Genomic DNA, 4695 nt, shown 5'->3' on the forward strand with positions numbered 1-4695 from the left:
TCTCCACTTTGAAACCCATTGTTCTCATTTAATTCCATTGGAGAAACTTGAAAATAAACTATATAAATATCATTGTCTTCATAGATTATTTCATTTCTTCCTCTTTTATTAAGTTCACTTCCTACAACTTTCTTATAAGAAATTAATTGCTCATATTCTTCTATAATATCGGAATGTTCAAATTCATAGTGCATTATTTCTCCTTTAATCCATAAGTTTTACCCTTATAATCTATTTTTGTACCTACACTCTGCCTTAATCTTCCTGTATCAACCATTGGTTGACCTTTTCTATGTTTTGGTGGCATTACTCCATTACCCATTTCTTTTTTAGTTAAACTTGATAATGCTAAAGCTATTATCTCATTTGATTCATCTATAGTCATTTTCCCCTCTCCAATCTTTTTAAGATTAGATTTAACAATTCTACCTATAATTTCTTTGTTCCTTTCAAAAGTTATGGTTAGCCATTTTCTCTCTGGCATTGTTATGATAGTTCCAGCCTTAAGAGTTACTCCTAAAACTGGAACATATCTATTTTTCTTAACTTTTATTTGACCTCCAAATTCATGGATAGCTGCAATTTTAACCATTTCAGAATCATCACTACCAAATACACCAGTTTGAAAATAAACTTTTTTTCTTTCATTCATTTTCTTTAAATTTTTTAGAGTATTTGTAGGTTTATAAATCATAGAAATATCACTCCGCTAGAACCTTCTTCTTTACTTGAATCAGATTCTTTTTTATTAGAAATTAGCATATATTGTTGCCCGTATGGACTAGCTTCTAAGCCTTTCCCTAAAACTCCAGTAGCTCTTTCTTTACTTGTAAAGTTTTGTAAAGAGTCTCTTTTAGTTTTTGAATAATTTAGATATAGGTAATGGCACGTTAAGTACACAATACCCATATCCTTTAATTCACAATCTAAATCTCCATTTTTTATATCTTTATTGACTAAAATCTCGGAAAAATCAAGTTGAGTTTCTATTTCAATATCTGGTATTTTTTTAGCTTCTTTATAAGTAGCTCTTATTTTTTCCAAATATTTTTTTTGGTCTTCCATTAAAGCATTCCTTCTTGCTGCTCTATTTTCTCAACTTTTCTCTTTGGTTTTTTCTCCTCTTCTAGCCATTCTACAATCAATATTTCATTTTCGATTTTCGATTTTAGATAGTTATTATTTTCAAAAAAATCTTTTAACTGATCTACTTTTTCTTTAGATAAATTTTCAGTTTCAGTTGTTCCAGGAATAAAACAATATTCTGCTATCCATAAATTATTAGTTGTTTTATTAATTAATTTTAATTTCATATTACATCACACTCGATATCTTTGTTATAGATTTAGGTTGTAATACAATTATTTCAGAGATATGTTGTTCTAAAAAGTATACGTCGTCTCTTCCCTCCTGATATTCATCTGTCATTTGAATTGGCATTGGTTCAACATAACCAAAGTTAGCTGGGTTTATTTCTACAATTGCAGCTCCTCCAAATGTTGGAATAGGAACTATTTTTTTAAACCATTTTCTTTCTTCTAATAAAGTCATTATTGTTTTAGGATTTGTAGCTGAATATGGTTTTTGTAATAGTTCATATAACTTATCATCTAACCATAATTCGTCAGATTCAAATTTCATCTCTGCAACATGAGCAGCTCTACCTTTTCTAATTTCCTCTAATATTTCCTCTCCTGTTTTTCCAGCCCAAGCTGATGATACATAGTCATTGATTCCTTCTAACTCAAAAAAATCTTTTCCTCCAGCTTCTTTAACTCCGTTTCTTAAAACTCTATTTTCTCCTTCAGCCATTATTCTCATAGCTGCTAGAGATTTATTTTCAAATTTTGTAACTCCTTTAGAGAATAAATCTCTATCTTCTTTACTTACTCTTATACCAAAAGAGTTCCAAAATATATTAGCTGAATAAACTTTAGATGAAGTAGCAGCAGTTGGAACTGTATTTGGTCTTTGATTTGTAATTTGAGACGTTCCATCAAAATATTCCCTTGTATATTCTACTTTTCTTTTTGTAATATCTAATCCATCTACATCTGTTATCTTAGGAATTAAAGTTGATAACACTAATTTTACTTTTCTATCCATTACTACCTTTGTTAGAGAAGCTGATAAAATATCTCTAACTGGATTTGTAGCTGCCATATTTGCTCTTGGTACTTCTTTCATTTGTATTTCCTCCTAATTATTTTAAATTTACTATTGCATATTGTCCATTTGAAGCTTTAGTTTCATAGACTGCGTCTATTTGTAAAGATTGTGATCCTTCATCTGATTTTCTAAAAATACCAGCAGTATTACCACCAACAAAAACAGGATCACCAGCCTCTACATTTTCAGAAACTTTTACCCAAACTTTACCTTTTGTTATAATTTCAACAGTTGTTTGATTGTCATATTGTTCCTTATCGTAAACATTTTTTTGATAAGCCTTAGCTATTCCTACAAATTTTTCTGCTGAACCTTTAAAAAGTTTACATTGTTTTTCTTTATCTGTTCCTCTCATTAGTGCAGCTCCAAAAGGTATTCCTCCTGGTTCTTCTGCCCACATATATTTATATTCTGTATGCTGACTCCCTACATAAGCTAAAACTCCAGCTTTATTTACTACATCTGCCATAATTAATTACCTCCTCTTAATTTATCCCAAGCATCACAAAGTGAATTAGATTTTTGTATATCTTTTTCATTTGTTTTTATTTGTACTGGATCTTTTGAATTATTTTTCATTAAGGCTAAATAAACTCCCTCAATAAAATTATTATCTTTTCCCTCAATATCAATTGCTGAATTTTTCTTGATAACAGCTTTTTTAATATCAAGTTCATTCATTTTTTCAATTCCTTCAATCTCAATTCCATTTGTTTTTATTGTTTCTATTAATTCGATTTTAGAATTAACTCTTTTTTCAATCTCATCTTCTAATCCATTTAATTTTTCAACAGCCTTTTTTGCATTTTCTTTTTCAACTGCCAATTCACCTTCTAACTTTGATTTTTCTACTTTTAAAGCTTCATTTTCAGAGTTTAATCTTGTAGCTTCTGCAAAAAGCTCTTGCTCATTATAATCTTTCCCGTTAATTTTCCATACTGCCATACTATCACTCCCTTTATTATTAAATTTTTTAAATTGTTCTTTTAATCCACTTGAATATGCTAAATCATGTTCTTTAGAGTTAAATTTAGTTATTTTAGCCTCTTCTCCAGCTCTTGGGTCATTTACAATACCTACATGGTTGTATCTTATATTACGTTGTACATGTGTGTAAGATTCACCACTATCTACAAATCCAACTTGTTCTTCCACATCACAGATATATCCTATCGATATCTTATCTTTACCACCTTGTATAGCTAATATTAATTCTCCATCGTAGATTTTAGCTTTTATATTTAACTTTTTATCCTCTATTCCTAGATTCTCGATAACAGAACCTCTAACATGCTCTGTAGCATTTTTATTATTTACAAAATCCCATGGATGTCCATTTGTAACTGGTACTCCAACTATTAAATTTTGACTTTTTTCAAGTTCCTCTAAAGGTATTACTTCTCTTGTTATTTTACCAGTCCAAAAATCTATATATTCCATAGGTTTGTCAGCTATTGAAGCTACTCCCTCAATAGTCAAAAAGCCATTTTCATCTAACTGATTAAACTTTCTTACATTAAATTCTAAATTTCTTAAACCTTCTATTTTAACCACCTCCTAAATTGCATATAGTTCTATTATTTCACTTTCAACTATTGAAGCTACACATCTACATTGAAAATCACTTCCTGGTATTTGTCCATCTGGTGGATTATCCCATTCATAAATTTTACCGTTCCTTTCTTTGTGAGAATCACGAACTCTATTATCTCCAACTGTAACCCATTCAAATTTTTTAAGTCCTAATCCTAAAAATTGAGCTTTTGTAGCTTGGCCAAATATTTTACCTATCTGATCTCTAGCTATTAAATTTGCTCTATTTTCTTCAATACCAGTAGCTTTTTTTATAGCTTCTTTTAATGTTTTTGTACTCCAACCTTCCTCAACTGATTCTTTAATAAGTTTCTGAAGCTGTTTATCATAAGTTCTCAAATATTTTCCTGGTTCAGCTTTTATAAGCTTTACATTTTCTTTTATTTGTTGTTTTATAATTTTTTCATCATAAAAGAATTGCTCTTTTATATTTATTGCTTTTATTTTCTTTATTTGTCCATTTACTTGATTTATTGCATATTCAACAGCTTGTGTTGTATAGTTTATTGCTATTCCTAAACATAGCTCATTGGTTAAATACTCATTCATGTACTCTGTAAACTCTTCCTCATAATTACTTGGTATATCCTCATTTTTCTTTTGGATTATAAGTTCAAGTAATTTCTTTTCCATGACTTTAACTATTTTTTTTAATTCTACTGAATATTTATATTCAATATCCTCTGGAAACATTAATCCTTTATGTTCTTTAATCTTCATCTAAGCTCAAATCCTCTAATATAGAATCTTTTAGTTTTTCAGCTAATTTTTTTAAAATATTAGTCATAGAATCATCTTTTAATTCTTGGTTTAAAGCAATTAATGTTTCAACATTTATTTTTAAAGACTCTGATTTTATTTTTTCTTTTTCAGCTTTCAACTTTTCTTTTTCAGCTTCTTTTTTTTCATCTTTAACTTTTATAGAATTAAAAA

At 28.8% G+C, this 4695-nt stretch carries 9 protein-coding genes; all 9 read right to left on the reverse strand.

Annotation, left to right across the window (positions count from 1 at the left end; translation table 11 throughout):
* On the reverse strand, positions 1–194 hold a 194-nt coding region (locus ACMOUI_RS01885; RefSeq protein ID WP_418964053.1), incomplete at its 3' end, for a hypothetical protein.
* Positions 194–694 carry a hypothetical protein gene (locus ACMOUI_RS01890; RefSeq protein ID WP_418964054.1) on the reverse strand — a complete coding sequence of 167 codons (501 nt, stop codon included), beginning with the start codon at positions 692–694 and terminating at the stop codon, positions 194–196. The genes ACMOUI_RS01890 and ACMOUI_RS01885, both read right to left, overlap by 1 nt.
* Positions 691–1065: a DUF4054 domain-containing protein gene (locus ACMOUI_RS01895; protein WP_418964055.1), complete on the reverse strand. Its 375-nt coding sequence runs from the start codon at positions 1063–1065 to the stop codon at positions 691–693. Before ACMOUI_RS01895 ends, ACMOUI_RS01890 begins: the two co-directional genes overlap by 4 nt.
* A complete protein-coding gene (locus ACMOUI_RS01900) occupies positions 1065–1313 on the reverse strand; it encodes a hypothetical protein (RefSeq protein ID WP_418964056.1) in 249 nt (82 codons plus the stop codon). The genes ACMOUI_RS01895 and ACMOUI_RS01900 overlap by 1 nt, the downstream gene beginning before the upstream one ends.
* 1 nt (position 1314) lies before the next feature.
* A complete protein-coding gene (locus ACMOUI_RS01905; protein WP_418964057.1) occupies positions 1315–2187 on the reverse strand; it encodes a major capsid family protein in 873 nt (290 codons plus the stop codon).
* 16 nt (positions 2188–2203) lie between these two features.
* Complete coding sequence (locus ACMOUI_RS01910) at positions 2204–2638, reverse strand: structural cement protein Gp24 (RefSeq protein ID WP_418964058.1); 435 nt, start codon at positions 2636–2638, stop codon at positions 2204–2206.
* Positions 2639–2640: 2 nt separating this feature from the next.
* Entirely contained in the window at positions 2641–3723 is a 1083-nt protein-coding gene (locus tag ACMOUI_RS01915) for a DUF2213 domain-containing protein (RefSeq protein ID WP_418964059.1), read from the reverse strand.
* A 3-nt stretch (positions 3724–3726) separates the two neighbouring features.
* Complete coding sequence (locus tag ACMOUI_RS01920) at positions 3727–4482, reverse strand: minor capsid protein (protein ID WP_418964060.1); 756 nt, start codon at positions 4480–4482, stop codon at positions 3727–3729.
* Positions 4472–4695, reverse strand: a 224-nt coding sequence (locus tag ACMOUI_RS01925) for a hypothetical protein (protein WP_418964061.1), incomplete at its 5' end; no start/stop codon positions are given. The genes ACMOUI_RS01925 and ACMOUI_RS01920, both read right to left, overlap by 11 nt.

It is taken from the genome of Cetobacterium sp., assembly GCF_048470075.1.
GTDB lineage: Bacteria > Fusobacteriota > Fusobacteriia > Fusobacteriales > Fusobacteriaceae > Cetobacterium_A.